Here is a 4,225-nt window from a genome sequence, read left to right as displayed (position 1 = left end):
TGCCGCCCCGCTGAACTCAACCCCCAAAAGACCGCGGTTTCGGGTTTTACCGGCGTGTCCGGGTGAAGACGACGCGCAGTACCCCGGGCACCGTGTCCACCCACGGCTCCTGCGCAAACTCCGGCACCAGCGCCTTCAGTTGCGGCACGGGCACGAACACCTCGCCGCTGAAGGAGAGCGTGGCCGCTTCCGAGTTGAACTTGAGGTCCATGCGCGCCGGCAGCAGGATCTGCTGCAGCGCCGAGCTGCCGGAAAAGCGCAGGCCGATGCCATCGCTGAGCAGCACATACGTCCCGTTCTCCGCCCGCACCAGTCCCGTGGCAGGGTCACGGAACACGAGCTGCGCGGTATCCGTCCTGGTGATCACCAGTTGCGGCCGGTCCGGTGGCTCGACTCGCTCCAGGATGTTCTTCTCGGGTAGCTGACCCTGCACGTCGAACACCAGCTCCGTAGGCTCGTACACGCCCACCACCTGATCCCGAGGGATGGCGTCCGGGGGTGGGGTGGGCTCCTCGTCGTCGCAGGACGGCAGCGTGGCCAGCCCGAGCAGAGCGATCATGAGAAGGCGTCGTCGCATAACCATCTCTCCCGTTCAGGGGCGCGGCGGCTTGCCGCCCCGGCCCGCCGGCCCGGAAAAGGCCTCCTGCCGTGCCGCCCGGATCCAGACCCGAAGGCGGGCCGCCACCACGTCATCCCCGCTCAGCCTGCGCAGCCGCAGCGCCAGGTCATCCGGGTCCGCAGCGGCCAGCTCTGCGACCGACAGAATGCCCACCGCCGCGAGCTCTCGGGCACGGCGGCTCCCGATGCCGCGCAGCGTCGCAAGCCGCGCCGACTCGACCCAGCGCGCCGCCTCCCCTGGCCCGGCTGCTATGGCGGCCGCCACCTCTTCGCGAGGCGCGGCCGCCAGCCCGAAGACGTCGTACCCCGCCCGACTCAGCTCCGCGGATGGCACACCGGGCAGCTCCCTCAGCCGCGGCGTGTACGACGCAATGGTGCGCTGCTCCATCTCACGCAGCACGCCCGCACTGAACAGCGCCGCGGCGAGCACCGCGCCCAGCCGCGCCGAAAGGCGCGCGGGCCGAGGCGCGCCCCGCCGCGGCACCGCGACCCCGCCCAGCACCAGCGCCTGCCAGATGGCGAAGCACTCGAGCGCGAAGGGCGGAAACCCCAGAAACCCCAGCACCGGCATCTCGAACAGCTTCAGCTCCTCCAGCCCCGGCACAGTGTAGATCCACTTGCCGCGCGCTTCCGTGTTGTACAACTCCCAGAGGAGCCCGACCAGCGCGCCGCCAAGCAGCAGCCGCAGGATCCTGCCCGGCTCCCCCCGCTCCAGGTCAGCGAGCAGCGACCTTCCCCGGTCCCGGCGGTAATTCAGCGGGTCCAGCAGCAGCGTCGCGCCTCCCCAAACCAGCGGGAAGAAGATTCGCGGCCATACGAGCGGAAGCGCGAGCATCAGGCCGCCCGCCCATTGTACGCGTCGGAGCCGCTCCGGCGTGATACGCAGCGCCGGACACCTCACCCCCTCCCCCACTGTCCACCGAGCCAGCACTGCCTCCGCCAGCAAGATCGCCGGTAATACCGTGGCAAAGGAGAGTGTGATCGCTGCCCACCGCGCCAGCGGGTCGGCCGGCACGAACACGTAGAACCAGTTGCGCAGCCGGAAATTGAGCAGCTCGAAGAACAGCCATGTCACCGCAGACCACCCCAGCAGCGTCCCGAGGTGAGCCGGCCGGCGCAGCAGGATGAAGCCCGCCCCGCGCCCCGCCGGCAGCGCGGCCGCGCCCTCCAGCACGAGCAGCGTGCCATACCACGCAAAGGGGTAGAACCAAGTGGCGAACGGCTCCTGGCCGCGCAGCATGCCCACACTGGCGATGACAATCGCCAGCCCGCCCAGCGCCACGGCGCCCAGCGCCGCCGCCCAGGGTCTCGCGCCCTCACTCACCTGCGCAATACCGAAAACGTTCTGGAAGCCTGACACTCGCGCCGACCGCGTCCGTCCAGCCCCGGCCCTGGCTTAGATGTGAATCGCGCGGCCCAGCGCGGCCAGCGCCGCCTCGGCCACCGCTTCCGACAGGGTGGGGTGCGGGTGTATGGCCCGATCCATCTCCTCGGCCGTGGCTTCGAGGTGCCGGCCCACCACGAACTCGGCGATCAGCTCACTGGCGTGCGGCCCTACGATGTGCGCGCCCAGCAGCTCACTGTAGCGCTTGTCCCGCACGACCTTGATGAAACCCTCGCCTTCTCCCGCGGTGCGGGCGCGCCCGTTCGCACTCCACGGAAAGCTGCCGACCTCGATCTCGAGCCCCCGCTCCCGAGCGGCTTCCTCCGTCAGGCCGACGGAGGCGACTTCCGGGTGACAGTAGGTGACGTTCGGGATGTTGCTGTAGTCGACGCCGGCGTGCCCATTGCCCGCCAGCGCCTCTACCACCGCGATTCCCTCATGCGACGCCTTGTGCGCCAGCAGCGGCGGCCGGGCCACGTCGCCGATGGCGTACACGTTCCGCACACTGGTCCGCATCTGAGTGTCTACCGCAATGAAGCCGCGCTCCACCTTGACCTGCGCCTCTTCCAGTCCGATCTGCTCGACCACGGGCGCACGCCCCACCGCGAGCAGTACCGTCTCGACCTCGAGCGTCCGGACCTTGCCCCCCTTCGCCTGAACCGTGAGCTTCACGCCATCGCCGCCCACTTCCGCCTTCTCCAGCTTGGCACTCACCAGGACCTCGGTCCCGCGCTTCCTGAAAGACTTCTCGACGGCAGCAGACGCGTCCTTGTCCTCCACTGGCAGGACGCGGTCGAGTGCCTCGATGATCGTGACCGCGCTGCCGAAGGAGGCGTAGATGTCGGCGAACTCCATCCCGACGGCGCCCGCGCCTATGATCGCCAGCGATGCGGGCGCCTTCTCCGGGAAAACAGCGTGGTCCGAGTTCCAGACTCGCCGCCCGTCCGCCTTGAGGATGGGCAGGTCCTTGGGCCGCGAGCCGGTAGCCAGGATCACATGCTTCGCCTCGAGCAGGCGTTCGCCTTCCCCACCCTCGACCCGCACCTTCCCCTTGCCGGCCAGCGCGCCCCACCCCTTGACCCACTCGACTCCGTTCTTCTTAAACAGGTACGCCACGCCCCTGGCGCCCTGTTCCGCCACCTTCCGGCTGCGCTTCGCCGCGGCTCCCAGGTCGAGCTTGACCTCCCCCAACTGGATGCCAAACTCGCCCAGATGCTCCAGCTTCTGGGCGTACCTCGCGCTCTCGAGCAGCGCCTTGGTGGGGATGCACCCCACGTTGTTGCATACGCCACCCAGCTTGTCCGCCTCGACGCAGGCCACCTTCCTCCCGAGTTGCGCGGCACGGATCGCCGCCACATAGCCGCCGGGGCCGGCGCCGATCACCACCAGGTCGAACTGGTTCTCCGCCACGCCTCACCTCGCGGATGGAGTTCTCATGGGAAAGCCGGCGTGCATTCTATGCCCGCCCGGGACGCCCGACAACCGGACGGGGGCGACGGCTGGCCAACCGAGCCAACGCCGGACCCGACGTTGCGAGCAAGGGCTACCTCTGACCTGGGCCGACCCGCCACCTTTTGGGGCGGCACCGCTTCGTGCTGCTGAAGCTCAACTGCTGGCTGGACTTGCAGCTCCAAAGACGGCGGGGGCGCCGCGGACGTGACGTCCGCGGCGCCCCTCGCTCCCCAACCGCTGTGGAGCCGCAGTTCTTCCCCGACGCACCGTCAGGCCAGCATCATCATCGGCTCCTCGATGAAGTCCTTGAGTGTCTGCAGGAAGCGGGCGCCGGTCGCGCCGTCCACCACGCGGTGGTCGCAGCTCATGGTCATGCGCATGCGCGGCCGAACGACGACCTGCCCGTTCTCCACCACCGGCTTCTGGTCGAGCCGGCCCACCGCCAGTATGGCTGCCTCGGGCGGGTTGATGATGGCCGTGAACTCGTCAATGCCGAACATGCCCAGGTTCGAGATGGAGAAGGTGGCGCCGGTGTATTCGTCGGGCGTAAGCCTCCGCTCGCGCGCCAATTTCGCCAGCTCACGCACCTCGCGCGCGATCTGCGCCACGCCCTTGCGGTCGGCATCGCGGACCACCGGTGTGATCAACCCGTCCTCGACCGCCACCGCCACGCCGATGTGCACACGGCTGAAACGCCGGATCACCTTCTCGGCCCAGGCCGCGTTCACTTCCGGATGCCGCACCAGCGCCACTGCCGCCGCCTTGATCAGG

Annotated in this window: 4 protein-coding genes; all 4 read right to left on the bottom strand. The window is 69.2% G+C overall.

Annotated features, from left to right (window positions below; all coding sequences use genetic code 11):
- Positions 1-46: 46 nt before the first annotated feature.
- Entirely contained in the window at positions 47-577 is a 531-nt protein-coding gene (locus HY703_11650) for a hypothetical protein (GenBank protein ID MBI4545842.1), read from the bottom strand.
- Positions 578-592: 15 nt separating this feature from the next.
- Positions 593-1,978 (bottom strand): DUF4332 domain-containing protein, encoded by a 1,386-nt coding sequence (locus tag HY703_11645; protein MBI4545841.1) that lies wholly within the window; start codon positions 1,976-1,978, stop codon positions 593-595.
- A 36-nt stretch (positions 1,979-2,014) separates the two neighbouring features.
- Positions 2,015-3,412: a dihydrolipoyl dehydrogenase gene (gene lpdA / locus HY703_11640; protein MBI4545840.1), complete on the bottom strand. Its 1,398-nt coding sequence runs from the start codon at positions 3,410-3,412 to the stop codon at positions 2,015-2,017.
- A gap of 311 nt (positions 3,413-3,723) precedes the next feature.
- On the bottom strand, positions 3,724-4,225 hold a 502-nt coding region (locus tag HY703_11635), incomplete at its 5' end, for a 2-oxo acid dehydrogenase subunit E2 (protein MBI4545839.1).

Source organism: Gemmatimonadota bacterium (genome assembly GCA_016209965.1).
Taxonomy (GTDB): Bacteria; Gemmatimonadota; Gemmatimonadetes; order Longimicrobiales; family RSA9; genus JACQVE01.
The sequence above is the reverse complement of the archived record's forward strand: the minus strand, read 5'-3'. Positions and strand labels throughout refer to the sequence as shown.

Bases quoted from the DNA above. Each gene is read 5' to 3' on its own strand.
- HY703_11650 (MBI4545842.1), bottom strand. From the start codon at position 577: ATGCGACGACGCCTTCTCATGATCGCTCTGCTCGGGCTGGCCACGCTG.